At 47.7% G+C, this 24928-nt stretch carries 21 protein-coding genes; 6 read left to right on the top strand and 15 right to left on the bottom strand.

Annotation, left to right across the window (positions count from 1 at the left end; genetic code table 11):
• Window positions 1-7 precede the first annotated feature (7 nt).
• Genes GVY43_RS04325 through GVY43_RS04335 form a run of 3 tightly spaced genes read right to left on the bottom strand, consistent with a single transcriptional unit; the run spans window position 8 to window position 4907 of the window.
• The gene (locus GVY43_RS04325; protein ID WP_047795253.1) at window positions 8-796 is read right to left on the bottom strand and encodes an aminoglycoside N(3)-acetyltransferase; all 789 of its coding nucleotides are present in this window, start codon (window positions 794-796) and stop codon (window positions 8-10) included.
• Window positions 796-3804, bottom strand: coding sequence for an AAA family ATPase (locus GVY43_RS04330; protein ID WP_159562386.1), 3009 nt, complete (start codon window positions 3802-3804; stop codon window positions 796-798). The genes GVY43_RS04325 and GVY43_RS04330 overlap by 1 nt, the downstream gene beginning before the upstream one ends.
• The gene (locus tag GVY43_RS04335) at window positions 3804-4907 is read right to left on the bottom strand and encodes an exonuclease SbcCD subunit D (RefSeq protein WP_159562387.1); all 1104 of its coding nucleotides are present in this window, start codon (window positions 4905-4907) and stop codon (window positions 3804-3806) included. Before GVY43_RS04335 ends, GVY43_RS04330 begins: the two co-directional genes overlap by 1 nt.
• A gap of 107 nt (window positions 4908-5014) precedes the next feature.
• On the opposite strand from GVY43_RS04335, the gene GVY43_RS04340 reads away from it, so the two are divergent.
• The 3 genes from GVY43_RS04340 to GVY43_RS04350 are packed head-to-tail and all read left to right on the top strand — an operon-like array spanning window position 5015 to window position 7893.
• Complete coding sequence (locus GVY43_RS04340; protein WP_159562388.1) at window positions 5015-6745, top strand: ABC transporter ATP-binding protein; 1731 nt, start codon at window positions 5015-5017, stop codon at window positions 6743-6745.
• Entirely contained in the window at window positions 6742-7614 is an 873-nt protein-coding gene (locus GVY43_RS04345; RefSeq protein WP_159562389.1) for an NAD(P)-dependent oxidoreductase, read from the top strand. Before GVY43_RS04340 ends, GVY43_RS04345 begins: the two co-directional genes overlap by 4 nt.
• A 45-nt stretch (window positions 7615-7659) precedes the next feature.
• Window positions 7660-7893: a hypothetical protein gene (locus GVY43_RS04350; RefSeq protein ID WP_012726433.1), complete on the top strand. Its 234-nt coding sequence runs from the start codon at window positions 7660-7662 to the stop codon at window positions 7891-7893.
• A 14-nt stretch (window positions 7894-7907) separates the two neighbouring features.
• Here GVY43_RS04350 and GVY43_RS04355 read toward each other — a convergent pair whose 3' ends face one another.
• The 12 genes from GVY43_RS04355 to GVY43_RS04410 all read right to left on the bottom strand — a co-directional run bounded on the left by GVY43_RS04355 (window position 7908) and on the right by GVY43_RS04410 (window position 22156).
• On the bottom strand, window positions 7908-8552 hold the full coding sequence (locus tag GVY43_RS04355; RefSeq protein WP_031423519.1) for a DUF975 family protein: 645 nt from the start codon (window positions 8550-8552) through the stop codon (window positions 7908-7910).
• Between the two features lie 72 nt (window positions 8553-8624).
• Window positions 8625-9278: a copper homeostasis protein CutC gene (locus GVY43_RS04360; RefSeq protein ID WP_159562391.1), complete on the bottom strand. Its 654-nt coding sequence runs from the start codon at window positions 9276-9278 to the stop codon at window positions 8625-8627.
• Between the two features lie 13 nt (window positions 9279-9291).
• Window positions 9292-10062, bottom strand: coding sequence for a DeoR/GlpR family DNA-binding transcription regulator (locus tag GVY43_RS04365; protein ID WP_012726436.1), 771 nt, complete (start codon window positions 10060-10062; stop codon window positions 9292-9294).
• 174 nt (window positions 10063-10236) lie between these two features.
• A complete protein-coding gene (plsY, locus tag GVY43_RS04370; protein ID WP_012726437.1) occupies window positions 10237-10857 on the bottom strand; it encodes a glycerol-3-phosphate 1-O-acyltransferase PlsY in 621 nt (206 codons plus the stop codon).
• A gap of 11 nt (window positions 10858-10868) precedes the next feature.
• On the bottom strand, window positions 10869-11729 hold the full coding sequence (locus GVY43_RS04375) for a D-alanyl-D-alanine carboxypeptidase family protein (RefSeq protein WP_159562392.1): 861 nt from the start codon (window positions 11727-11729) through the stop codon (window positions 10869-10871).
• A 78-nt stretch (window positions 11730-11807) separates the two neighbouring features.
• The gene (locus tag GVY43_RS04380; RefSeq protein ID WP_012726439.1) at window positions 11808-12224 is read right to left on the bottom strand and encodes a thioesterase family protein; all 417 of its coding nucleotides are present in this window, start codon (window positions 12222-12224) and stop codon (window positions 11808-11810) included.
• A gap of 31 nt (window positions 12225-12255) precedes the next feature.
• Window positions 12256-14514 (bottom strand): AAA family ATPase, encoded by a 2259-nt coding sequence (locus GVY43_RS04385; RefSeq protein WP_159562393.1) that lies wholly within the window; start codon window positions 14512-14514, stop codon window positions 12256-12258.
• Window positions 14515-14570: 56 nt separating this feature from the next.
• Window positions 14571-15248: a hypothetical protein gene (locus GVY43_RS04390; RefSeq protein WP_159562394.1), complete on the bottom strand. Its 678-nt coding sequence runs from the start codon at window positions 15246-15248 to the stop codon at window positions 14571-14573.
• A gap of 101 nt (window positions 15249-15349) precedes the next feature.
• Window positions 15350-16915 (bottom strand): BCCT family transporter, encoded by a 1566-nt coding sequence (locus tag GVY43_RS04395; protein ID WP_159562395.1) that lies wholly within the window; start codon window positions 16913-16915, stop codon window positions 15350-15352.
• Window positions 16916-17042: 127 nt separating this feature from the next.
• Entirely contained in the window at window positions 17043-17534 is a 492-nt protein-coding gene (locus GVY43_RS04400) for a DUF3939 domain-containing protein (RefSeq protein WP_159562396.1), read from the bottom strand.
• A 113-nt stretch (window positions 17535-17647) separates the two neighbouring features.
• Window positions 17648-20362: an aconitate hydratase AcnA gene (gene acnA, locus GVY43_RS04405; protein ID WP_012726444.1), complete on the bottom strand. Its 2715-nt coding sequence runs from the start codon at window positions 20360-20362 to the stop codon at window positions 17648-17650.
• A gap of 195 nt (window positions 20363-20557) precedes the next feature.
• Window positions 20558-22156 (bottom strand): peptide chain release factor 3, encoded by a 1599-nt coding sequence (locus GVY43_RS04410; protein WP_159562397.1) that lies wholly within the window; start codon window positions 22154-22156, stop codon window positions 20558-20560.
• Window positions 22157-22334: 178 nt separating this feature from the next.
• On the opposite strand from GVY43_RS04410, the gene GVY43_RS04415 reads away from it, so the two are divergent.
• From GVY43_RS04415 to GVY43_RS04425, 3 genes are all read left to right on the top strand, one after another.
• On the top strand, window positions 22335-22766 hold the full coding sequence (locus tag GVY43_RS04415) for a DUF2621 domain-containing protein (protein ID WP_031423504.1): 432 nt from the start codon (window positions 22335-22337) through the stop codon (window positions 22764-22766).
• A gap of 308 nt (window positions 22767-23074) precedes the next feature.
• Window positions 23075-23353, top strand: coding sequence for a DUF485 domain-containing protein (locus GVY43_RS04420; protein ID WP_230872912.1), 279 nt, complete (start codon window positions 23075-23077; stop codon window positions 23351-23353).
• Window positions 23350-24909: a cation acetate symporter gene (locus GVY43_RS04425; RefSeq protein ID WP_031423500.1), complete on the top strand. Its 1560-nt coding sequence runs from the start codon at window positions 23350-23352 to the stop codon at window positions 24907-24909. Before GVY43_RS04420 ends, GVY43_RS04425 begins: the two co-directional genes overlap by 4 nt.
• Window positions 24910-24928: the final 19 nt, after the last annotated feature.

Here is a 24928-nt window from a genome sequence, read left to right on the forward strand (position 1 = left end):
ATTTACTCTATCTCAACCAGCTACGAAGCGCGATGAGCGCATGTTGAACTGGTTCCCATGTGCTAGACGGAATGAGATAACATGTCGCTTCATGGATAGAAAATGTTCGCACATCCTTTTGTTTGACGATGTTCTCGCCGATTGCGCCAAACGGATCGCTGTTCACATCGACATGTTCAAATGTACGCCACTTTCGCTCCCCTCGTTCTATAACGGCACAACCGAATGATTTGGTCGGGCCATCAATTCCGTACTCGGCATAATGCCAGAGTGTCGTCGCATCGAGCGGAGACCCAAGGTGAAGGATTCGTGCGTTTCGCTCAATCATTCGCTCGATAGGTGAACCTGGACCGAACCCGACATCGATGGTATGACCGGACACGATGGCTTCAGCCCCATCGCCCCAGGCGGCAACAGACCACATCGGATGGGAACTACGATATACGTGCGGATAGCTTCGGAACAGTTCCGGCACACGTCCCATGCCACGTGTCGCTGTTTTATCAGCTTCGTACGGAGGCATCTCCGCGCGAATCGTCTGCCACCATTCCACGGGGACAGGTGGCGCTTCCCATTCAGCTGGGTCTGAATTGTCTCCGGTCTGGGTCGCCATCATAATCAACCCAGATGGACCGACCACTTCCTGAATCGCTTCAATGACGGTCTGCGCCCCTCCACATACCCAACCGAGTTTTGAGAGCGACGAATGGACAAACAACGCCTCTCCAGAGCGAACGCCGGCTTCTTTTAACTTTTCGATGAGACTCGACTTCGTCACCATCTTTTTCACAACCATCACTCCACAATCAGCTGGATCGACGACCCGCTTCTAGATTTTTTCACTTCAATCCGTGCATCGACACGGTCTTTCAATTCTTGGACATGACTGATGACGCCGACGAGCCGACCGGTCGCCTGTAAAGACATCAATAATTCAATCGCCTGGTCTAGAGATTCGGCATCGAGCGTACCGAATCCTTCATCGATGAGCATCGTTTCAAGACTGATGCCCCCACTCAGCTGTTGGACCACCTCCGCAAGTCCAAGAGCGAGTGACAACGACGCCTTAAACCCTTCACCGCCAGATAAATTTTGTACACGACGCGATTGTCCGGTATAGGCATCAAAGACGAGAAGCTCAAGACCAGATTTGGCATTCCCTTTCGCCGTCTCGACTTTCCGCTCAAGCCGGAACTGACCGCTCGTCATCTGATCCAAATGAATGTTGGCCGCATGAAGGATCTGATCAAAAAAGGCGGTTTGAACATATGTCTCAAACGTCATTTTCTGTGGGTTGATTCCCTTCCCCGTATCCGCAATCAATTTGATTGTCTCTAATTTCCGCTCTTCTTGCGCCGTCTGTTCGCGAAGGGTATTCCATTCCGAGATGACGTGTCTATGTCGAGACAAGGCATCTTGGGCTGTGATCAGCTGTTTCGACGCCTGCTCACTGCATTCAGCCACTTCCTTCACTTTCATCTCCATCTCGTGCAGGTCTGGTCGCTCCTGATTCTTCAGTTTTTCTTCAATCATCTGTTTATGGTGTCGGAGTCGAACACCTTCTTCCTCCTCACGTTGCAACTGTTCACGAATCATTGTCCGCTTGTCGATTTGATTGGCGTATGATTCATAGCGTTCACGCGTCAGATGTGATGCTTCTAGCTGATTGACCCAAATGGTCTGCTGGGCATCATACTGCTTCGATGCTTCAGTCAACTGTTCACGGATCAATGACAGTCGTTCTTCCTCTTTCCAAAGTGCTTTTTTCACCGTCTCAAACTCAAGGTCGTACGCTTCGACTTGTTTCATCAACATCGAGATGCAGTGCTCAAGGTCGGCTCGCTCGCGCTGCAACGCATCGAATGTCGTTTCTTCACTTTGACCGAGTGCGTACAGACTTTGTTGCGTCATTTCAAGTTCGGATACGACACGCTCCCGCTCTTCGAACTGTTGACGTCGCTCTTGCTCTAACTGTCGGATTTCTGCTGACAGTTGGCGAAGTGTCCGTTCGTTCTCTTGATGCATTCGTTCTTCCCGTTGCAATAGCTCTGCACGTGTTCGCCACTTATTGAGTTCTTCTGTGACATCGCCATTGAATTGAATGTCTTTGGAAGCTTGATCTAGTTCTTGTCGGACTGCTTCAAGTTGTTGATGAAGCGAACGATAATCCGCCCTCGCTTCGATTAAGCGTGTGGACAAATCATCAAGACGTGCCACGGCCGCATCCCGCTCCGCGATGTTCGTAACGGTTTCTTCGTGTTGTGGGATATCATGATGACGAGAACCGCATACCGGACATGGCTCACCGTCTACAAGCGTCTCGCTAAGTTGTCTCGCTAGTAGTAACTGTTCTTGCTGTGTAAACGTGGTGACCACTTCTTGTTGGGTCACATACTGTCGTTGAACGTCTTTGCCCGTTCGTTCACATTCGTCGAGTTGTTTCGATAACTCACGCGCCTTTGTTTCAAGAGATGCCAGCTGCACCAATCGGTCGACATGACGCTCGGCGTCGACTGCTCGTTCGCTAGGTTCAGACTTTATGCTGTCGACCAATCGCCGTTCTCTTTCTTGAAGTTCTTGTAACCGAACTTCTTTTGAAAACATGGCCAATTCTTTTGCACGATTCATCAATCGGTCACGAAGGGTCACGAGTGTGGCGCGCTCCTTGATTCTTGGCATCATCTCATCGACGATCCGAAGTCGCTCCTTACGAGAGATGACTTCTTCTTTGTCCGTTTCAATCGTTGATTGTTGCTCCATTAACTTTGATTGAGAGGATTGCAAGTGCTCTAATTTTGTCGAGGAGGTCTGTTCTTCCATCGTCAACCGACGCACGAGTTGCTCTAACTCCTGTAACCGTCCAAAGACTGGACGAATGTTTGCCGCCACCTCTAAATTTGTTAGCAGTTCACGTGTTTCATTTCGAATCGATTCACCGTTTAAAAAGATTACAAGTGCTCGATCGGTTTCTTCTCGCTCCTTGAACAGCGTGACGAGTGATTTTGCTTTCTCAAGCGCTTCTCTTGCCTCTTCCAGTGCTGTCGCATACAGTTGTTTCTGGGTTTTGGCCGTATCACATGTTGTCATCAGATATTCTTCACGCTCGTCAAGCCAACGTTGAATCTCCTCGATGGACTGGGTCGACACCTCTTCGATTGCTTCATCTTCGAGCTCTAATAACTTGAGTCGCGTCCGCTCGACCGCCCATTCCACTTGTTTTCGATACGCGCTATAGCGTTCACCCCACTTCTCCTGGAACGTACGATATGCCTCTGTTTTGAAAATGGATTGGAGGATTTGTTGTTTTTCATTCGAGTTCGAGTCGAGTAATTGTCTAAATTGGTTTTGAGGGAGCAACAAGATTTGACTGAACTGTTCATACGATAATTGTAAAATCGATTCGATTCGTTCTTGTACCTCGTTCACCTTCGTCGCCAGCGGCTTCCAACCGTCCTCCCATTCATAGAGGATGGCCTCGTGCGGAATTGGCGTCTTATTTTTCGGATGAGGTTGTTGCGGCTGTCTTACGATCCGATAGCGGTCACCTCGAATCGTGAACGAAAAATCTACTTCCGTCTTCAACTCAGGTTGTGCATACTGGCTTCTGAAGTCACTAGCATTTCGAAGCGACCCACTCGCCCGGCCATAAAGGGCAAACGTCATCGCATCAAAAATGGTCGTCTTCCCGGCGCCCGTCCGACCGCTGACGACAAACATCGAGCGACCAACCAACTGGGTGAAGTCAATCGTTTCACGTTCTGCATACGGTCCAAATGCTTGAATCATCAATTCAACCGGTCTCATTAGACATCACCTTCTTCTATCATTTGCTTCACGGCATCTGAGGCAGTGCGATCATGTACGGCCTCAAAAAATTGGAGATATACCTCTTCTACTGACTGTCTTTCGAGCGTCTCGCGTTCAAACGTAGATGTCTGCTCCTGGCGACGTAACAGTTCCAATTCAAGATGAAGGATATTCGGATAGACAGTCCGAAGTTTCGCCATCGGATCATGAAGCGCCGTATCATCGGTCAATACAATTTTAAGGTAATCATCTGTCTTTTGTTGCTGATAATAAGTTGGGGCAAGGAGTTCGTTCAATGTTCCGGTGAGTTGTCGCATATCCCGCTCTGGTGTCAAGGCACGGCGACGACGTGTCCATTGACCGTTCCATTCCAGAACGTCGACGGATTTTTCATGATTGACCTCGGAAAACGAATATTTCATGAGCGACCCACTATATGCAATTCTTTCTGATTGAATCGCATCACGATTATGTAAATGACCTAATGCCGTATACGAAAAAGGCTCATATAACCCTTTTGCGACCTGTCCTGCCGTGCCAACAGATAGTTGACGTTCTGAATCCGTCTCCAGTCCTCCCGCTACAAAACTGTGACCAATCGTCACGGCATCTTTTTCGATCATACCGAAAGCTTCAATGACCGCCTCCAGTGCATCATGATGCGTTCGAATCGAGTCGATACCGAGGATATGCCGTACACGAGCCGGCTCAAGGAATGGAATCGGATAAAATGGGACTCCCGCTACATCAAGGGGACCAGATGTCGGGTCTAGCTTACCGACGATGTGAAGTCCTACTTGTCTCAATAACTTCGAACTATATTCGAGACGTTCTGCCGAATCATGGTTTCCGGCGATGGCTACGACTGGTATTCCGCGGTTCAAGACGAGCTCTCGCCACATCTCATCGAGTAAATCGACCGCCTCGACGGGAGGGACGGCTCGGTCATATAAATCCCCTGCGATGATGACCGCATCGGGTCGTTCCTCATCTACGATTTGTAAAAAAGAATGGAATAAGATATTCCGTTGATCTTCTGTCATATGTCGACCGTGGACGATCTTACCTAGATGCCAATCGGCCGTGTGAATCCATTTCATCACGTATCACCTCTCTTTCCTATTCTAGCATGAGTCATTCGTATGATTCGACGTCTTGACACCCGTTTTTGAAACAGCGAAAGTAAGAGGAGAGGAGGACTTCCAAAATGAAATCATCAACATGGCAAACTTTTTTTCAATTATTCAAAATCGCGAATCCTCCGAAAAATCTATTTATCGGAGCCATTCTGATCTCGCTCCTTCAAGCCGTCGCCTCACTGGCCATTCCGCTCATCTTGCAGCGTGTGGTCGACCGGTGGAGCAGCGACTTATTGACACCTGAATGGATCATCTATTTCGTCATCGCATTTTTGATTCAGGTCATCACGAGTGCCGTTTCGATTTATTGGTTACATATTGTGGGGCAACGGGTCGTTGCCAATTTACGCACGACCTTGTGGGACCATCTCGTCAAACTGCCGATTCCATTCTATGACGGCATCAAGTCGGGGGAACTGGTGTCTCGGTTGAACAATGATACGACGACGCTTCAACAGTTGTTATCCGAACAAAGTGTCAGGTTGTTGACCTCCCTCGTCTCGGTCATCGGCGCCGTCGCCATCTTGTTCACACTCGATTGGCAAATGACACTCGTCATCTTGTTCTCTGTTCCGACCACACTCATCATTGTCATACCGCTCGGACGGAAGCTTCGGATTATCGCAAAAGAGACACAACAAGAACTCGGAAATCTTTCCGGCTTCTTCGCCGAACTGCTCGGTGAAATCCGCCTCGTCAAATCACAAGCGACGGAACAGATGGAAGTGAAAACCGGCAAAGCAAAAATCGAGACACTGTTCGATTACGGGGTGAAGGAAGGACGAATTCAAGCAATCCTCATTCCCCTTCTCAATGTGACCTTGACCGGGATGTTGATTGCCATCCTCGGGTTCGGCGCATATCGAGTCTCGACCGGAGCTTTATCAACGGGCGAACTACTCGCCTTCATGCTCTATCTCTTCCAAATCATCACGCCGCTCATCACGATGAGTGAATTTTTGACAAGGCTTCAAAAGGCGCGTGGAGCAACGGAACGGATTGCTGAGTTGCTCGAAGTCCGTCCCGAACCATACAGCACACATGAAGAATTGATTCATCAGACGGCACTCTCATTTGAAGACGTTGCTTTCCATTATGGCACTGAACCCGTCATCCAAGGATTGACACTTCAAGTTTCACCAGGGGCGACAACCGCCATCGTCGGACGGAGTGGTGCAGGGAAAACGACACTTTTCTCACTTGTCGAACAGTTCTATTTACCGACGGCAGGGACGATTCGATATGGAAATCGGGAGATTCAAACATACGGGCGTGACACATGGCGTCAAATCATCGGGTATGTCGCTCAAGATTCACCCGTCCTTTCGGGATCTGTACGGACAAACATTGTGTACGGACTTCGACATGAAACGAGCGATGATGAAATCAAAGAAGCCTGTGAGATGGCCAACGCATGGTCGTTTATTAAAACGATGCCTGAACAGCTCGATACGGAGATTGGTGAGCGAGGTATCCGTTTGTCTGGTGGGCAGCGACAACGACTTTCTATCGCGCGAGCATTGTTACGAAATCCACAGATTTTATTGCTCGACGAGGCAACATCAAGTCTAGATTCAGAATCAGAACGCGTGGTCCAAGAAGCGTTAGACCGCCTGATGGTCGGACGAACGACGCTTGTGATTGCCCACCGACTCTCGACTGTCAGACATGCCGACCAGATAGTCGTCTTAGAAGATGGACGAATCAGCGGGATCGGGAAACATGAGCAACTTTTAACGGAGAATGAACTATATCAACGACTCGTTTCACAACAATTATTAGGGGGACAAGCCACATGAAAACAATCGGATTTATCGGGCTCGGGGTCATGGGCCAATCGATGGTACGTAACTTGATGAAACACGGATTTGAAGTGCAAGCATACACACGGACGAAAGAGAAGGCAGCCGCATTGTTAGAGGAAGGTGTGACATGGTGTGATTCGGTACGGGACGTTTGCCGAGACGCCGATGCCATCATCACGATTGTCGGCTATCCGTCTGATGTCGAATCCATCTATTTTGGTGAAGGAAACATTCTTGATTCGGCAGAACCAGGTACATTATTGATCGACATGACGACGTCCTCACCGAAACTGGCTGAACGGATAGCTGAGACAGCCATTGAGCGGAGTCTCCTCCCACTTGACGCACCAGTAACTGGAGGCGATGTCGGCGCCAAAAATGGAACGCTATCGATTTTAGTCGGTGGGGGTGAATTCGCCTTCAATAAAGCGAAGCCTTTATTTGAAGCGATGGGACAATCGATAGAACGAATGGGATACGCAGGAAGCGGTCAATATGCGAAACTTGCCAATCAAATCGCCATTGCCGGAATCATGATGGGGAATGCCGAAATGTTAGCGTTCAGTAAACGAGCTGGAATTGACCCAGAGGCACTCGTTCGTACGATTCGTGGTGGGGCAGCAGGTAGCTGGACGCTTGAAAACTTGGTTCCACGCATGATTGTCGAAGATTATGCACCTGGCTTCTTCATCAAACACTTTATCAAAGACATGACACTCGCTATCGAGAGCGCACACGAGCTACAAGTGACATTACCAGGTCTCGAGCTCGCACATCGCCTCTATTCAATTCTTGAAAAGAATGGATACGGAGAGAATGGCACGCAAGCACTGATCGAGTATTATCTTCATCAAGACGTTTGAAACCGGATGTTTGTGGAATTAGTAGGAGTGAAGGAGGCGATTTTCGTGCCATGGAATATGAAAGACTATCCAGAATCACTGAAAAACTTCGATCCACTTGTAAAAAAGAAAGCCATTGATATCGCGAACGCATTACTCGCGCAAGGCTACTCTGAGACGAAAGCGATCCCCATTGCCACCGAGCAAGCAAAAAAGTGGCATGCGGATGCGTCGGAAGAGGAAAAACAAGATTTTGAAGACGCCCCAAACCCCAAAAAGTCAGATCAGCACGGAACATAAAACAACCGGTCGGGTTATCCGACCGGTTGTTTTGCTTGATAGGAGGCATTTAACTCTAAATAGAGTCCAGAAATCGCCGTTTGAAGATATGGTGTGACAAAGATATAAGCTAAGCCTCCAGTAAGAAGGACGAGCGCATACCATCCGATAAAACTCGCATAGAGCTTTAACATCGTCTGTTTGTGCCCTTTCATCATTTGGCGGCTTTTTCGCATCGCCTGGAATGCAGATAGGTCCGGCTCATCTCGCATGATAAATGGCGCGATGCGATACGTCAAATAGAACCAGACACCAGGTACAATCAGGAAAAGCATCAGAACGTTTAGACCTAAATAGAATACCGCATAATAGACCACGGCACGTGAATAGTCTTTAAGTGACCCGAACGATTCAATCAACAATCCGAACGTTGGCTTTTCATCTTTCGCCACCTGGAGAAACACCCAATTTTTCCCGAGCTCGATAGGTGCGAGCAGAACCGTCGCCCCGTAAAGAAGCGCCACCGATGTCAAAAGAACTTCGGGGTCGTTCGCCGAGAGATCAAGTCGGGTCGTGATCATCGCTTGAATGACCATGACAGTTAAGACGACGAGTAATGAAATGCCCCACTTCCCTGATAGCATTCGTAGCGCATATTGTTTGTAAACGGAAGATTGCATGAATTCACCTACATTTATTGTTTTCTCTCATTATAGCAAAAAAACAGTCTTCCGACTGTTTTCCGCATTGGCTCATCCAAGAAGTTGTTTGAACTTCACTTCATCGAGCTGTCCATTCGTTCGTACGCCATTTCCTATGTGTACCATCGCTACGTCAAGACGTTCTTGAAGAATCGGTAACGTTTCCACCGTGATCCCTGCACCAGGCAAAATTGTCATCTCGGCCTGTTCCTTCAAGGCTATCAAGGTTTCGATTCCTTCTAGTACAGTTTTGGCACCGCCTGAAGTAAGGAGAATATCTACTTCCGGATATTCATTCAACACATCCATCGCTTCAAAGACATCACGTGATGCATCAAAAGCACGGTGGAACGTGAGCGTCATTTCCCCTTTGTGCTTGATCACTTCCCCTAAGATCCGCTCGTCAATCGCGCCATCCTGTGTCAATGCACCGAATACGATTCCATCGACACCTAGCTCACGGCATAGACCGATATCCGCAAGCATAGTCTCGACATCATCCTCATTGAAATGGAACGAATGTGTATGGGGTCTTATCATCACATGCACCGGAATCGACACATGTTCGACCACATTTCGAATCGTTCCAAAACTTGGTGTGATGCCCCCGTTTTCCATATCCGCAATCAGTTCGAGTCGTTTCGCACCGAATTGCTCAGCCTGAATAGCTTCCGTTAGTGTAGTGACAATCACTTCTACATTCATTAAATCGCTCCCTTTACGGTGCGAACTTCCAGTCCACACCATGTTCGGCTAAGACGCCTTTGAAATCTTGAGGCTCCGGAAAATCAGAGATAATCGCCGTCACCTTCGAAAAATCACAGACGCGATACCGTTTTTGTTGATTTAGTTGGGTATGGTCCGTCAGTAAGAACGTCTCGCGACTTTGTGACATCACCGACTGGGTGATACTGGCGAGGCCGAAAGCGTCACATGTTAAACCTAGTGATGCGTCGACCCCTTCGACGGACAAAATGGCAAGGTCGAACATGTATGTCTGTAGTTGCGCCAGGACCTGCTCACCTGTCGTCACGAGATGTTTCGGGTCGATTGTACCACCTAATAGCTGAATTTCGCCACCAAGCACACCTTTCGCCCGCTGTTCAAACAACGCCTTCGCCACCGTCAACGATGGCGTCACGACCGTCACATTGCGACCACGTAACCGGGAAGCCACTTGCTCTGCCGCGACCCCGTGTCCGATATATAATAATGTATCATCTGGAATCAACTGAAATGCGGTATAGGCAATCCGACGAATTCCATCCATGTTTGCAATCACGATAGGCTGAAAGGACATGCTCTGATGAAGGACCGCTCCACCGTATACACGTTTGATTCGATGTTCTTTTTCTAATTCTTCTAAATAACGGCGAATCGATTCCCCCGATACGTTCAAACGCTCGATCAACTCGCTTGTTTTTACTTTGCCTTCTCTTTCGATCCATTCTACAATTTTCTGTTTACGCTCTTCACCGATTAAAGACACGTCCCTGCCTCCTCCACAATAATCTTTCCTTTTCTAGTGTAACGAACGCATGTAAATTTAACGTAAATTGAAAGTAAAGAACGAGCAAATCCAACATGTTTTTGTTTCTTTTTTGTGTAAATCAACGACAATACACAAAAAAAGGCACGCCCTTCACGGACGTACCTGCATGAGTCATGATTTCGGCTTGTGTTGAAACAGCGGAACTTTTGGTTCTTTTCCAGCACGTATACGTTGCCAATTGGTACGATGCTTAATAATAATGAACAATGCGAGTGGCACGATGACGATCAGGGGTAACCAATCTTTCGTCACGATGCTATAAGTCGTTGCCGTCACCAGTCCTACCACGGCGGCAGCCATCGAGGAGAGGGATACCATGCGCGAGGTGAGGAGAGTCACGATGAATGTACCGACGACGACAAAGAAGAACCATGGGAAGGCTGCCAACAAAACACCACCGCTCGTCGCAACCGATTTTCCACCTTTGAATTTCGCAAAGACAGGATAAGAGTGTCCAATCACTGCCGGAATCCCGGCAAGAAGCAGGCTCATCTCGCTTCCGAACAGTAGAGGCAGCAATGCAGCGACAAGACCTTTCCCCATGTCACCGAGTAAGACGAGGATTCCTGCCTTCTTCCCTAATACACGAAACGTGTTCGTCGTTCCCAGATTGCCGCTCCCATGTTCTCGAACGTCTACGCGATAGCCGAGCTTGCCGATGATGAGGGCAAACGGAATGGCACCAAGTAAATAACTTAAAATAATAATCATGATTTCTGTCACATATGGCATCGCAATTCCCCTTATTTCACAAATTCCGCAATATAGCGATCATATGGCTGATTCAATGCATGTACCTGTTTCGCATGCTCAGTACCGATATAGCGTAAGTGCCATGGTTCGTACATATATCCGGTTTCTTCCTCAAAGGCTTTTTGGTAACGGATGATAAATCCATACTCGTGAGCATGATCTGCCAGCCATTTTCCTTCAACCGTTTCACCGAGACTTTGAGTCAGTTGATAGTTGACCGAGGCGCTCGATACGTCAATCGCAAGTCCTGTTTGATGTTCAGAATGACCTGGTGGTGCGGAATATTTCATGGCTTGTTCTTTGCCATCTCGTTCGACATAAGCATTGAAGAGATTGACTTGGTAGGCGTATGAACGGAACGCACTCGTCCCTTTCAAATCAATTCCTGCTGCTTTTGCACCTTTCATTAGACCTTCAATCGCCTGAGCAGCTTCTTTACGTAACATTCGACGTTCACCGACTGTCGAGTCGACAAAATCAATGTTCGCCTCTACCAAATCACTCGGCTGATAGTCGGCGGGTAATGCAATTTTCTTGTTTACAAGAATCAATTCATCTAATTCCAAATTGGCCACACCATCCGTTTCAATCGGTTGACTAGGTGCCACAGGTTCTTCCTCTACTGGTTCGGTCGGCTGTTCAGACTCGTCCGACGTCTCCTCCTCAGAAGGTGACTCGGTGACTGTCTCATCTTCACGATCCGAAGTCGGTTCATTTGGTTCTGTCTCTGGTTCATCTACTGTTGATGACTGTGTTGTTGGTTCTTTCGGTTCAACTTGCTCGTTTGTCGTACAACCGGCTAACATGAACGTCAAGGCGCCGCAAACCATCAAAATCGATGGATAACGCATGCGATCTTCCCCTTTCTAGATAACAAAAAGTACCGTCAAGATATGATACCACACTGACGGTACGAAGACAGAAGATTCTTAAACAGGGTTCATGACGTTCAAATACATTTCATGCCATTTCGGGAACTCTCGATCAAGTCGAATCGGTTTGAAGTCGCCTCGTTTGACGACGACATGCGTTGTAGTGGCTGTGCCAACAAGTTCTCCATGTTGATTCGTCAACTCATAGCCGTAAATCGTTCTGATTTTTGAATATTGATCGACCCATACACGAACATGAACCGTATCACCATACGTCACGCTACGCTTATAGTCCATGGATACATTTGTCACAGGAGAGACAAATCCCGCTTCTTCCATATCTTTATACTCGACACCTAGTTGTCGTAACAATTCCGTGCGCGCAATCTCTAAATAAACTAAATAGTTGGCATGATAGACGATGCCCATCATGTCCGTCTCTTGATACCTTACTGGGATTTGAACCGTGTGCATTGAATCATCCTTCTTTCCTACGACAAGTATATTATAACTTACTCTTAATATCTACTACTAATAATTGCTGGAGTGACACATTCTCATCCTCCGTCGACACCAAACGATAGGACTGACGAGCAATCGATTCATCGATAACAGATAGAGCGGTGCGCGCGTTCGCATGTTTGATTTCATGTAAGCGAGTAGCTAATGCTTCAAGCGCATCTTCCTCCATCACATATCCGAACTGACTTGCGTAATTTTTTGCGATGTCCACTAACTGTTCTTGCGTATAGTCAGCAAAATGAATCGTCCGTTTCATTCGGCTACTAAGACCAGGGTTGGATTCAATTAATCGGCGCATCGGACCTTCGTAACCGGCAAGGACGACGACAAGATTCTCGCCATGTTTCGGCATTTCATCAACGAGTGTATCGATTGCCTCCCGGCCATAGTCGTTCGCCCCGCCGTTCAAACTATAGGCCTCGTCAATTAGTAAGACGCCGCCAAGGGCGTCACGGATCGCCGCTTTCGTTTTTTGAGCTGTCTGTCCCACATAGCCACTAACTAAATCTGCACGACTGACGACATTGACATGGCCTCGCTTCAAATAACCTGTCCGTTTCAACATCTGTGCATACAGATAGGCAAATGTCGTTTTACCGGTACCGCTGTTTCCGGTAAGTGTCACATGGAGCTGGACCGGCGCCGTCTTCAAACCGAGCGCTTTTCGTTTCTTCTGTATCTTGATGAGTGCTTCAATTTCAGCCAGTTGTGCTTTTGCATCTTCCATGCCGACAAGGTCATCTAACGATGTCGGACTCGATTCATCATCTGGCTGATCAAAGTCTTCTTCAGTCAAGAGCGCCATTTCGTCTAACGGAGCATCTGCACCGAAGCGGGAACCCTTCTTAAACATCGCATCAAGTAAAATGTTATGGACAGTCCGGGCATTTCCGAACGTCGAGTCGACCCGTTCTCTGTCGATTCGAGCAAGAAGTGATCGTTTCGCCTCTTCCGTCAGCACGTAATTGTTCTCTTGTGCCACTTTCTCACCGATGGCGACCAATTCTTCGTCACGGTAGTTCGGTAACTCGTAGTGATTCGACTCAGGGAATCGTGAACGTAAACCGGGGTTCGCCAAGAGGAAATGACGCATTTCTTCTGGGTAGCCAGCTAGAATGACGACGAACTTGCCAGCATATTCGCCACTCGTCATCGCGGCGACGAGCGTATCGATGGCCGCTTGTCCGTAATCACTGCCACTCGCATCCTGACGCTTCAATGCGTATGCTTCATCGATGAATAAGACACCACCTTCTGCCTCTTTCACCTTGTTCATTACCTGCTCTTCCGTTTGCCCAACATAGGCACCGACAAGGCTCGAACGGTCTGCCTCGACAAGGTCCGGGCGTCCTAATAAGCCGAGTTCAAAGTAAATTTCGGCCATGAGTCTTGCTAATGTCGTCTTCCCGGTTCCTGGATTCCCTGTAAAGACGAGATGAAGGGATGGTTGATGTTTTGAAGAAAAACCGGCCTTCTCTCGTTCTTTTTGGAAAAGGAGGAAGCGATACCACGCTTTTACACGCGCTTTGATGTCATCGAGCCCAATCATGTCTTCAAGTGATTCAATCGCACTTGAACGTGCCTCGGTCGGACGGTCTGGTAGTAGCTCACAAATCGTGTGTAGCCGTTCTTTCACAAGGGTAACGCGCTCCCCGAATCGATGAAACGCTTCACGACTGAAATAGTTCCCCTGCATCGATGCGAGCAAGGAGGCGGTATCATCTTCAAGAGATGCGACCTCTTGCATCGCTTCGATGATCGCTTCAAACAGGTTTTCCAATTGTCCGCGCCATTCAGAATCACGTAAATCAGACTTCGCAGTCTCCACCTCATCATGGAGTTGGTCAAGTTGATCGAGCAAAGCTGACGTTTTTGACTCGTACTCTGTTAAGATTTGAACCTTCATCGAGGCGTAATCGGCCTCTCGTAAGGTTGGCCAGTCGATTTGAAGCGCCTGTTTCGAACGACGCAACTGCTCATTCAGTTGAAACAGACGAAGCTCTGGAGGAAGTGCGTTCATCGCCTCCAACTCTTTTACCCAGCGGTTGAGTAACGGGTCCATCGTTTCCTTTTGTTGGAGCCGATGTGTTGCGAGCAGCCGCAAGGAACGAATTAATTCTTCTTGGTGCTGAGTCGCACGAGACCAATGTGCGTAAGATAACAATGCCGCCTCGTTTACTTTTTCTCCAGCTTCCCAGTTCGTCAAGTCCGTTTGAACTTGTTCCACTTGAATTTGTTTCATCTTGTTCTCCCTTTCAGACGACAAGGGAGCCGACATCATGTCTGCTCCCCATCGGATTATCTTGATTCAAACGATGTCATCCGAATCGAATGGAATAACTTCCCGTTATTCCGCGATTCTGCCGCGAGCAAGATTCGTTCATGCGCATCGACATAATATGTGACAGTCTCTTTATTTTCTTCTTCACTAAAAATCGATGGATAGTTTTCAATCCACTCTTCCGGAACGGTCTCAGCCGATTCTGATTTCACATACGCTTGCGCGGTACGTCCGACCAAATCGGTTTCGCCTTCACTTGAACCGAGCGTCCCGTCATCGAGCCATTTACGAATCTGTTCGTTCGTTGCACGTGACAAGAATGGATGAGGTGCGACTGCTCCGGAGTTCGTCTCCTGTCGAAGAACTTCTTCCCCGTCCGGATTGAACTCTAAGTAGGTCTCTCCATCCCATTCAGCTTTCGCGCCAACATTTGGACCCGTCACGACTTCAGATACAAAATATCCGTCCTCATCATACGTGACAAGATACTCTCGTTCTTCGAGCTCTTCGCCTTCTTTTGGAAGTTTGCGTTCTTGATATCCGATCACGACATTCGAGTAGAATGGTTCGACTTGCTCTTCCTCTTCCCCGCTCAAATCCATGAGCACATAGAAGTTATAAGCGAGTAATGCCCCGACAATGAGGATGCCGGCCAATATCACCCAGCTCAACCGTTTTTTTATCTGTTGTTTCATAGCCTATCCTCCTCGTTTCTTCACTTACTATCCTACACTAGCGAGAAGGACAAGCAAAATATTTTTGACCGAAAAAGGGCCTCATCTGAGACCCTTTCGAATTAACCTAGTTTATCTTCATCTTTCTTTTGCATCTCTAGCCATTTATCTCGTTCATCCGGTTCGTCGGTAAGATCCTTGAATAAGGCAATCATCATAAAGATGAGCACGAAGATGAATGGGAAGGCTGCGAGAATCGCAACAGCTTGTAGAGCATCTAATCCACCAGCATACAGCAATACGGCTGCGATTGACGATTGGATGATTCCCCAAGTCATTTTAATCCCCATCGGCGGGACGAGCTTCCCGTTCGATGTAAGCATACCGAGGACGTATGTCGCAGAGTCGGCCGATGTAATAAAGAATGTCGAAATCAAGAAGATGGCGATTACACTGAGTAGCGTCCCAAAACCACCGAACGTCTCAAACAGTGCGAAGAGCCCGACTTCAGTACCGATTTCGTTTACTTGATCAATTAAGCTATATCCTCCGAACAAATCAGCCCAGATGGCCGAACCGCCGAAGACGGAGAACCATAATAATCCGAATGATGTCGGGACAAGTAAGATTCCGATGATAAATTCCCGAATCGTACGCCCTTTCGATACACGTGCGATAAACGTTCCGACGAATGGTGACCAAGAAATCCACCAAGCCCAGTAGAAGATGGTCCAACCGTTTACCCATTCACGTTCAACGGGTTCAAAAGCGGCTGTACGGAAACTCATGCTCGGGAGCTGCTGCAAATAAGTTCCGACCGTTTGTGTGAACAAGTCGAAAATGAAAGCTGTCGGTCCCGCAAACATCGTCGCTACAAGTAGGACAATTGCCAAGAAAATATTCGTATTACTTAAGATTCGAATTCCTTTGTCAAGACCTGTCGAAGCACTGATCATGTAGAGCACCGTTACGACGGCAATGATGATCAACTGTGTCACGAAAGCGTTCGGTACCCCAGGGATGAGGTAATGAAGGCCACCGGCAATTTGTTGAGCACCAAAACCAAGTGAAGTCGCTACCCCGAATGCCGTCGCAATGACCGCAAGGATATCGACCGTTTGCTTCACGGGTTGTTCGTAGCGGTTATGGACGAGCGAACCGATCGTCTCCCCAATCGTCGCGGGACGACCTTTTCTAAACGTCGAATATGCGATGGCGAGCGCAATCATTGCGTAAATCGCCCATGGATGGAAGCCCCAATGGAAAAATGCATAACGCATAGCAGTCCGTGCATCTCCTTCAGGTGTGGGGGAAGCGAATGGTGGTGAGTGGAAGTGGAGCAACGGTTCAGCCGCTCCCCAGAAGATGAGTCCAATTCCCATCCCGGCACTGAATAACATGGCAAACCATGATAAATAACTAAATTCTGGACGATCTGTATCCTTTCCAAGTCGAATCGAACCATATCTTGAAAAGATTAAAAAGATGGCAACCAGTAAAAACCCGGTGGCGCTCAAGAGATAGAACCAACCCATCCCGTTTGAGAGCCAGCCTTGTAACGTACTCGTCACGTTTAATAGACTGGCATTACCTAATAAACTCTCGGGGAAAAGTCCCCAAATCGTAAATAAGCCAGTTATGATTGCAGATACGACGAATACGGTCGTCACACGGCTTTTTCGTTCCATAAAATCACTCCTATTTAATTTTCTATTTTCATATACGTTTTCCACCCTAACATACTTTTGAAACAAGTCACAACCCTATGTGTACATAAATGTGTTGTTTACCGTCCAATAGATAGGTGTCTTGTCATCAAGTTGTTTCTTTGGGCTCCAGTGAAACAATCAATGTTTCATCGACCACATAGTAAGGTCTTTTTGGCAACGTTTTTAAATAACCCCCCTCTCGTAAACGGGTCAAATCGAGTTGAAGCGCGTTCTGAAATTTTTGTAACGGTAATTTCTTCTCCTGGTCCATATACAGATCGAGTGCCCGTTGCACTTGATCCATTTCATAAATGACGTCGCGTTCATCTTCCGGTACGATATGAAACGTCTCTTTTGACATGAAGAAACGTTGTTTCGGGATTCCCGAAAGGTGATGTTTCAAGCGTTTGGTGTCGATTTCTTGCGAGTCATCCAGTAGGACAGTGCGATTCACACCTTTTGGCAGTGTCTGTTCATATTCGTGAATCGCCTGACGCAATTCTGAAAGGGTGATATCAATTTCTCGATCCGGTTCCACCTCTTTTTGTTGCGTCAATCGTTTCCACCAACTCTTTCCGAGCTTCTCTTCCTTATCCATAAGCGCACCCCTCCCTGTCTTCCTGTTCCCGAATCTTTTAAAACTTTCACCTTAAAATTGCATATTCATGAAAAAAACCTTCCTTTTTTCAAAGGAAGGTCATGGACTAGCACTTATTTCAATTTGTTACGGAGAACCATTTGCAGGATTCCACCGTGACGGTAGTAATCAATTTCAACTTCAGAGTCGAAACGAGCGATGACTTTGAACTCTGTCACCGTTCCGTTTTCATGTGTCGCTTTTGCGTTCAAAATATCGCGCGGACGTACAGACTCATCGACTTGAATATCAATTGCTTCTTCACCAGTCAATCCGAGTGATTCAGCCGATTCACCGTCTAAGAACTGAAGCGGGAGCACACCCATCATAACAAGGTTCGAACGGTGAATCCGCTCGAAACTTTGTGCGATGACCGCACGGATTCCAAGAAGATTCGTCCCTTTCGCTGCCCAGTCACGAGATGATCCCATTCCGTAATCATTTCCTGCAAGGACAACAAGACCTGTTCCCTGTTCCTTGTACTTCATAGCCGCATCATACATTGGCATGATTTCACCAGTTGGCCAGTACGTCGTAAAGCCACCTTCAGTTCCTGGAGCAACTTGGTTGCGGATACGAATGTTTGCGAACGTACCACGCATCATGACTTCATGGTTACCACGGCGAGAACCATATGAGTTGAAGTCGATTGGCTCTACCCCTTTAGAAAGGAGGTATTGACCGGCTGGTGTCGTCTTCGAGAATGATCCAGCTGGCGAGATGTGGTCGGTCGTAACCGAATCCGCAAACTTCCCGATGACACGTAAGCCATTCAATGCATGAACCTCGCCCGCTTCTGGTTCGAGTTGTTCGAAGAACGGTGGGTTTTGGATGTATGTCGACTCATCTGAGAAGTCATACAAGTTTCCTTCCGGAACATCGAGTGCGTTCCAACGCTCGTTACCAGTGAAGACCGTTTCGTACTCTTTACGGAATGCTTCTGGTGATACGACGTCTTGGACAACCATTTTGATTTCATCGTTTGATGGCCAGATGTCTTTGAAGTATACTTCATTTCCATCTTTGTCTGTACCGAACGAATCATTCATGATGTCGAAGTTGACTGACCCGGCAAGAGCGTAAGCGACGACGAGCGGTGGTGATGCCAAGAAGTTTGCCTTCACGAGCGGGTGAACGCGCCCTTCAAAGTTACGGTTACCAGAGAGGACTGACGACACGAGCAAGTCGTTTTCTGTGATCGTATCTTCGACTTCACGGTCAAGCGGACCAGAGTTTCCGATACATGTCGTACAGCCGTATCCGACCGTGTTGAAGCCAAGTTCGTCCAAGTAAGAAGTCAAACCAGCCTTATCCAAGTAGTCCGTTACGACTTTCGAACCTGGTGCGAGTGATGTCTTCACGTATTTCGGAACGGTTAAGCCACGTTCAACGGCTTTCTTCGCAACGAGTCCAGCACCGACCATGACGTATGGGTTCGACGTGTTCGTACAGCTTGTGATGGCTGCAATCGCAACATCTCCCGTACTCATGTCGACTGCGCCGTCCTCGTACTTGACTGTCGCCGTTTTGTCGAGTTCAGAACGGTCAAGTCCGAAGCCACTGTTTCCTGCAGGAGCACTCAAGCTATCGATGAACGATGTTTGAACGTCTGAGAGGTTGATTCGGTCTTGTGGACGTTTCGGACCCGCAAGTGAAGGCTGGACTTTCGACAAGTCGAGTGTCAACACTTTTGTGAACGTTGGATCAGCTTGATCTGGTGTATAGAAGAGATCATTCGCTTTAGAGTATTCTTCGACGAGTGAAATCAACTCTTCAGAGCGACCAGTCGTACGCATGTAGTTCAATGTTTCCGTATCGACCGGGAAGAATCCACATGTCGCACCATATTCAGGCGCCATGTTTGCAATCGTCGCACGGTCTGAAAGTGGCATCGTGTGGAGCGACGGTCCGAAGAATTCAACGAATTTCCCGACAACTTTTTCATGACGGAGCATCTCTGTCACGACGAGCGCCACATCTGTCGCTGTCACACCAGGGTTTACTTCACCGATGATTTTGACACCGACGACGTCTGGCACTGGGAAGTATGATGGTTGACCGAGCATGCTTGCTTCCGCCTCGATTCCTCCAACACCCCAGCCAAGAACACCGAGTCCGTTGATCATCGTTGTGTGCGAATCCGTTCCGACGAGTGAATCTGGATAAGCAACTGTACCTTCTGCATCATTCTTCTCGAGGACGACAGATGCCAAGTACTCCAAGTTTACTTGGTGAACAATCCCCGTTGCAGGTGGTACGGCACGATAGTTGTCAAATGCCGTCTGAGCCCAACGTAAGAACTTATAACGTTCTTCGTTACGTTCAAATTCGATGTCCATGTTTTTCATCAATGCGCCAGCGAAACCATATGCATCTACTTGAACTGAGTGGTCGACGACGAGATCGACAGGAATTTCTGGGTTGATTTTGTTTGGGTCTCCACCGAGGTCTGCCATCGCTTTACGAAGTGAAGCAAGGTCTACGACCGTCGGTACACCCGTGAAGTCTTGAAGTACGACACGTGCCGGTTTGAACGGTACGTCAATGTCTTTCGAGACGTCGGCAGTGCCCCATTTTGCCAAGTTCTCGACATGTTCTTTCGTGATGGCACGCCCGTCTTGTTGACGGAGAACCGATTCAAGAAGAACGCGAATCGAATACGGAAGACGGCTGATGTCCGTCAATCCTTCTTCTTCCAATTTTTTCAAACGATAAAAATCATACGATTGCCCGTTCGCTTCGAACTTTGTCCGAGATGCGAAGGCGTCTAAAACATTCGTCTGTTCCATTGCAATTTCCCCCTTTTTGAAAGCGCCGACCACACGACAATGCGTAATCGCTTACTTTTCACATATTTATCATAATACAAGTATAGCGTGACGTAAAATACATTCCGTCACAAATTAGTCATAAGTAAAACTTATCAAAACTAAAATGACTTACTTCACAACAAAAAAACACCTCAGAAACGAGGTGTTTACAACTTATTCTTCCGTACCGATCTCTTCGTTGACGTCAAGTGCCTCAACAAGCGTCAAGTCATCTGCGTGACGCTCAGCGAACCGTTCATATGTGAACTCGTTCGCGAACAGGAAGACCGGACGTTCCCAACGGTCTGTAACGAGCATGTTCCGTGAATCTTGGAACGGTTTCAATGCCTTCAACTCTTTATCTTTGACCCAACGAGCAACGCTATATGAGACTGGTTCCATTCGAATATCGACGCCATATTCATTGTTTAAACGATATTCGAATACCTCGAATTGAAGTTGTCCGACCGCGCCGAGATAAATCTCGTTATATTCGTTGCGATACACTTGAATCGCCCCTTCTTGCGCAAGCTGTTCTACCCCTTTGTGGAAGTGTTTCGACTTGAGCGAGTTGACCGGCGAAACGCGCATGAACAATTCCGGTGGGAAAGTTGGCAGCGCCTCAAACGCAATCTTCTGCTTCGATGTGGTGATGGTATCTCCAATTTGATACGTCCCAGAATCATAGATCCCGATGACATCACCAGCAAACGCTTGGTCGACTGTTTCTCGATCGTTCGCCATCAATTGTGTCGATTGGCTCAATTTTATCTTTTTCCCAGTACGAGTGAGCGTCACATCCATCCCACGCTCAAACACACCTGAACAGATGCGTACAAAGGCGATGCGATCGCGGTGTGCCGGATTCATGTTCGCCTGAATCTTGAAGACGAATCCACTGAAGTCTTCTGATGTCGGATTGATTGGACCGACGTTCGACTTACGTGCCTCAGGAGCCGGAGACATCTCTAAATAGTGATTCAAGAACGCAGTCACGCCAAAGTCGACGAGCGCTGTTCCGAAAAATACCGGTGTCAATTTACCGCTCTGGATCGCCTCGACATCAATCTCGTTCCCCGCTCCATCGAGAAGGTCGATCTCATCGCGGAGGTTCGTCAAGTTCTCTTCCGACAAATGATCGGCGAGAATCGGATCGTTCACTCCGTCCTCACCCAGTTGAAGTGTCGACTTCTCCCCACGGAACAAGTGGACCTCATTTTTCATTCGGTCGTAGACACCTTCAAATTGCATTCCGCTTCCGATTGGCCATGTAATCGCGACAGAAGGCATGCCTAACACTTCTTCGAGCTCTTCCATCAATTCAAGCGGATCTTTTGCCTGACGATCCAACTTGTTCATAAATGTGAAGATTGGAATCCCACGCATCCGACAAACTTGGAATAGTTTTTTCGTCTGTGTTTCAATCCCTTTCGCAGCATCAATGACCATGACCGCGCTATCGACTGATGTCAACACGCGATACGTGTCTTCACCGAAGTCGTTGTGTCCTGGTGTATCCATGATCGATACAACCTTGTCTTGATAGATGAATTGCATGACAGACGATGTGACCGAGATCCCACGTTGTTTCTCGATTTCCATCCAGTCAGATTTTGCGTGTTTTGAGTTTTTGCGCGCCTTGACCGTACCTGCCTCGCGAATCGCACCACCGTGCAAAAGTAATTTCTCTGTTAATGTTGTTTTCCCCGCATCCGGGTGAGAGATAATGCCGAATATCCGACGTCTCTCGACTTCCTGTTTCAATTGGCTCATATAGGATAGACCTTTCCTTTCTCGTCTCAGTTCATGCTTATTCTCGTAGCAACGCTATCTATTCTAACGAAATCAATTCGGTTCGTCTATCCTAATGGGACGTACGCCTTTTGCAAATGGATTCTTTTTTGTATACTAACGATGAAAGCAAGTGAATGTATAGAACGGGGGAAAGACGATGCCAGAAAACTTGATGATGTATTTCATTGTATTCTGGGGATTCGTCATGATTGGACTCATGACGATTGGCGGGTACTTCATGTTTCGTAAGTTTTTAAAACGAATGCCAAAAGAAGATGGACGTTCCCTACTTGACATCGAAGATGATTATATAGAAAGAACGCGTCATCTCTGGACTCCGGAGACGCGGACGCTATTAGATCGTCTCGTCACACCGGTACCCGAGTTGTTCCGCGACGTCGCGATCCGAAAAATCGCAGGTAAAATCGGTCAATTCGCGCTTGAATCGCGTGCAAAAAAAATGACGACCGAACTTGTGGTAAAGGGTTACATCGCCGCAACACCGAAGCGCGATCACAAGTTCTTAAAGAAAGCGCTAACCGAAGAACAGATTGATTGGACGCCATACGAACACTATTTTCAGCAGTAGACTCTATCTCATTCAGATAGAGTTTTTTTTATTTGTCGAATTGTGCGATTCGCCTAATGGGTCAAAAGTACCTTTTCTCGAGCTTTATATTACATCGAAATAACGTTCACGAATTAGACAATATTGAAAACGCTTACAGTAAATTGGTATGACCAATATTAATATAACGTCTTTCATTTCGACACGAAAAAAAGGAATGACTGAATTGTTTTTCACAACGCATAATGGATTTATCTTACAGTCAAGGAGGGTCTATTATGCATGATGTGACACAAGTTTCACAAACGACAAGCCATCAATCTGCCCACATGATTACCGAACATGAGACATTTCATCGGTTAATGCGGGAAAAAAATCGCTTCATCGTTCCAGCTATCATCTTCTCACTCATCTTTTATTTCACACTCCCGATTCTGACGAGCTATACGACGATCTTGAATACACCACTCATCGGGGACATCACTTGGGCTTGGGCGTTCGCCTTTTCCCAGTTCATTATGACCTGGACACTTTGTGTACTTTATAGTCGACGTGCCCGTCGCTTCGACGCACTCGTCGAACAACTGAAAGACGAGGTGAGATCATGAATTGGACCGCGATTGCCCTCTTTATCGCCATTGTCGGACTCACGCTAGTGATTACATACTTTGCAGCAAGAAAAACAAAAACTGCCAGCGACTTTTATACGGCAGATGGTGGATTGACCGGATTTCAAAACGGTCTTGCCATTGCAGGCGACTATATGTCTGCCGCATCGTTTCTCGGAATTGCAGGTATGATTGCGCTTGCGGGATTCGATGGGTTTTTCTATTCAATCGGTTTCCTCGTTGCCTATCTCGTTGTCCTCTATCTCGTCGCCGAACCATTGCGAAATCTTGGGAAATATACGATGGCAGACATGATTGCGGCACGTTTTAACAAGCCTCGCGTACGTGGTGTCGCAGCGATGAATGCGATTGTCATCTCCATTTTTTACATGATTGCGCAACTCGTCGGAGCGGGTGCTTTGATTGAACTGTTACTCGGAATCCCTTATACGACAAGTGTCGTCGTCGTCGGAATCTTAATGACAGTCTACGTCGTTTTCGGTGGCATGACGGCCACTTCTTGGGTACAAATCACAAAAGCCGTACTTCTGATGATTGGGACGGCAATCATTTCATTTCTCGTGTTCGCTCGTTTTGATTTCTCCGTCACGACGATGTTTAATGAAGTCAGCAAAGCGACCCCACTCGGAAGTGACTTCTTGAACCCTGGGAACAAGTTCAAGCTACCGCTCGATACCATTTCATTAAACATGGCGCTCGTGCTCGGTACGGCAGGGCTCCCTCATATTCTGATTCGCTTCTTCACCGTCAAAGATGCACCGACTGCTCGGCAATCCGTCGTCTATGCGACATGGATCATCGGTGCATTTTATATCTTGACCATTTTCCTAGGTTTCGGTGCCGCAGCATTCGTCGGACGTGATGCCATTCTCGCCGCAAACCCTGCCGGCAACATGGCGGCCCCTCTTCTCGCGCAAGTGCTCGGTGGTGACCTCTTGTTCGCTTTCGTTGCCGCAATCGCGTTCGCGACAATTCTTGCCGTTGTCGCTGGACTCGTACTGTCAGCTGCTTCCGCCTTCGCCCATGACTTCTACGGACATATCATTCGTAAAGGGGAAGCGACAGAAACTGAACAAGTGAAAGCCGCGCGAATCGCTTCAGTTGCGGTCGCCCTCGTCTCAATGGGACTAGCCTTTTTCGCCCAGTCGATGAACGTTGCATTTCTTGTCTCGCTCGCTTTCGCCGTTGCGGCGAGTGCGAACTTACCTGTTATCCTCTTTACGATTTTCTGGAGACGCTTCAATACAGGTGGCGCCATTTGGGGAATGGTCGTCGGCTTGTTCTCCTCACTGATTCTAGTCGCACTCAGTCCGAACCTGTGGGCTCCGGACGGTTCGGCCATTTTTCTCGGTGAAGCCCTTTTCCCGCTATCCAATCCCGGGATTGTATCAATCCCCCTTGGTTTCATCGCTGCCGTGATTGGTACACTGGTCACGAAATCAGATGAAGTTGCTGGCAACTATGAACGCGTACTCGTCAAGGCGAACACCGGAATCGACGCGGAGACAGAAGTCGCCGCTACGAAAGCAGATTAAATAAAAATGGAGTGGCTCA

Origin of the sequence: Exiguobacterium sp. 8H, from assembly GCF_902506255.1 — a bacterium.
Classification (GTDB): domain Bacteria; phylum Bacillota; class Bacilli; order Exiguobacteriales; family Exiguobacteriaceae; genus Exiguobacterium; species Exiguobacterium profundum.

Coding starts and splice junctions, on each gene's coding strand:
- GVY43_RS04325 (WP_047795253.1), bottom strand. CDS start 796: ATGGTTGTGAAAAAGATGGTGACGAAGTCGAGTCTCATCGAAAAGTTA.
- GVY43_RS04330 (WP_159562386.1), bottom strand. CDS start 3,804: ATGAGACCGGTTGAATTGATGATTCAAGCATTTGGACCGTATGCAGAA.
- GVY43_RS04335 (WP_159562387.1), bottom strand. CDS start 4,907: ATGAAATGGATTCACACGGCCGATTGGCATCTAGGTAAGATCGTCCAC.
- GVY43_RS04340 (WP_159562388.1), top strand. CDS start 5,015: ATGAAATCATCAACATGGCAAACTTTTTTTCAATTATTCAAAATCGCG.
- GVY43_RS04345 (WP_159562389.1), top strand. CDS start 6,742: ATGAAAACAATCGGATTTATCGGGCTCGGGGTCATGGGCCAATCGATG.
- GVY43_RS04355 (WP_031423519.1), bottom strand. CDS start 8,552: ATGCAATCTTCCGTTTACAAACAATATGCGCTACGAATGCTATCAGGG.
- GVY43_RS04360 (WP_159562391.1), bottom strand. CDS start 9,278: ATGAATGTAGAAGTGATTGTCACTACACTAACGGAAGCTATTCAGGCT.
- plsY (WP_012726437.1), bottom strand. CDS start 10,857: ATGCCATATGTGACAGAAATCATGATTATTATTTTAAGTTATTTACTT.
- GVY43_RS04375 (WP_159562392.1), bottom strand. CDS start 11,729: ATGCGTTATCCATCGATTTTGATGGTTTGCGGCGCCTTGACGTTCATG.
- GVY43_RS04380 (WP_012726439.1), bottom strand. CDS start 12,224: ATGCACACGGTTCAAATCCCAGTAAGGTATCAAGAGACGGACATGATG.
- GVY43_RS04385 (WP_159562393.1), bottom strand. CDS start 14,514: ATGAAACAAATTCAAGTGGAACAAGTTCAAACGGACTTGACGAACTGG.
- GVY43_RS04390 (WP_159562394.1), bottom strand. CDS start 15,248: ATGAAACAACAGATAAAAAAACGGTTGAGCTGGGTGATATTGGCCGGC.
- GVY43_RS04395 (WP_159562395.1), bottom strand. CDS start 16,915: ATGGAACGAAAAAGCCGTGTGACGACCGTATTCGTCGTATCTGCAATC.
- GVY43_RS04400 (WP_159562396.1), bottom strand. CDS start 17,534: ATGGATAAGGAAGAGAAGCTCGGAAAGAGTTGGTGGAAACGATTGACG.
- acnA (WP_012726444.1), bottom strand. CDS start 20,362: ATGGAACAGACGAATGTTTTAGACGCCTTCGCATCTCGGACAAAGTTC.
- GVY43_RS04410 (WP_159562397.1), bottom strand. CDS start 22,156: ATGAGCCAATTGAAACAGGAAGTCGAGAGACGTCGGATATTCGGCATT.
- GVY43_RS04415 (WP_031423504.1), top strand. CDS start 22,335: ATGCCAGAAAACTTGATGATGTATTTCATTGTATTCTGGGGATTCGTC.
- GVY43_RS04420 (WP_230872912.1), top strand. CDS start 23,075: ATGATTACCGAACATGAGACATTTCATCGGTTAATGCGGGAAAAAAAT.
- GVY43_RS04425 (WP_031423500.1), top strand. CDS start 23,350: ATGAATTGGACCGCGATTGCCCTCTTTATCGCCATTGTCGGACTCACG.